This window comes from Jiangella aurantiaca (genome assembly GCF_004349105.1).
Lineage (GTDB): Bacteria > Actinomycetota > Actinomycetes > Jiangellales > Jiangellaceae > Jiangella > Jiangella aurantiaca.
In genome coordinates this window covers 1-1,441 of the sequence record NZ_SMLB01000097.1, presented here as the reverse complement: position 1 = coordinate 1,441, position 1,441 = coordinate 1, and the positions used below count along the sequence as shown (strand labels likewise).

General features: G+C 73.3%; 1 protein-coding gene. It reads right to left on the bottom strand.

Translation table 11 applies throughout. The features are described 5' to 3' along the window. Window positions 1–1,441: urocanate hydratase (hutU, locus tag E1262_RS30020; RefSeq protein WP_132108010.1), on the bottom strand; the 1,441-nt coding region annotated here is incomplete at both ends.

Below are 1,441 nucleotides of genomic sequence, written 5' to 3'. Positions count from 1 at the left end.
GCCCTCGCGCATGGGGATCCGCACGCCGCGGTCGGCGGCGATGTCGGCGGCGTGGTCGTAGCCGGCGTCGGCGTGGCGGATGACGCCCATGGCGGGGTCGTTGGAGAGCACCCGGGCGATCTTCTCGCCGGCCAGTGGGGTGCCGTCGGCGACGGTGACCTGGCCGGCGTGGATGGACCGGCCCATGCCGACGCCGCCGCCGTGGTGGATGGACACCCAGCTGGCCCCGGACGCGGTGTTGACCAGCGCGTTGAGCAGCGGCCAGTCGGCGATGGCGTCGGATCCGTCGGCCATGGCCTCGGTCTCGCGGTACGGGGAGGCGACGGAGCCGGCGTCGAGGTGGTCGCGGCCGATGACGACCGGCGCGGACAGCTGCCCGGAGGCGACCATGTCGTTGAACCGCAGCCCGGCCACGTCCCGCTCGCCGTGGCCGAGCCAGCAGATGCGCGCCGGCAGGCCCTGGAACTGCACCTTCTCACCGGCCAGGCGGATCCACCGGGCCAGCGGCTCGTTGTCACCGAACAGCTCGAGGATCGCTTGGTCGGTGGCGGCGATGTCGGCGGGGTCGCCGGACAGCGCGGCCCACCGGAACGGCCCCTTGCCCTCGCAGAACAGCGGCCGGATGTAGGCGGGCACGAACCCGGGGATGTCGAAAGCACGGCACGCGCGCACCTTTTCCGCCTCGGCGCGGATGGAGTTGCCGTAGTCGAACACCTCCGCACCGGCGTCGAGGAACCCGACCATCGCCTGCACGTGCGTGGCCATCGACTCGCGCGCCCGGGTGGTGAACCCGGCCGGGTCCTTGGCCCGCTCGCCGGCCCAGTCCTCGAACGCCACCCCGATCGGCAGGTAGGCCAGCGGGTCGTGCGCGGAGGTCTGGTCGGTGACGACGTCGATCTCCGCGCCGTGGCGCAGCAGGCCCGGGACGACGTCGGCGGCGTTGCCCAGCACCCCGATCGACAGCGCCCGGCGTCCCCGGCGGGCGTCGTCGGCCAGCCGCAGCGCGTCGTCCACACTGGCCGCCTGGACGTCGAGGTAGCCGTGCTCGATGCGCCGGGTGATCCGGGTCGGGTCGCACTCGACCACGATCGCCACGCCGCCGTTCATCGTCACCGCCAGCGGCTGCGCCCCACCCATGCCGCCGAGCCCGGCGGTCAGCGTGACCGTGCCGGCCAGCGACCCGCCGAACCGCTTCGCCGCGACCGCGGCGAACGTCTCATAGGTGCCCTGCAGGATCCCCTGGGTGCCGATGTAGATCCACGAGCCGGCGGTCATCTGCCCGTACATCGTCAGCCCGAGCGCCTCGAGCCGCCGGAACTCCTCCCATGTGGCCCAGTCGCCGACCAGGTTGGAGTTGGCGATCAACACCCGCGGCGCCCACTCGTGGGTCCGCAGCACCCCGACCGGACGGCCGGACTGCACCAGCATGGTCTCGTCCCCG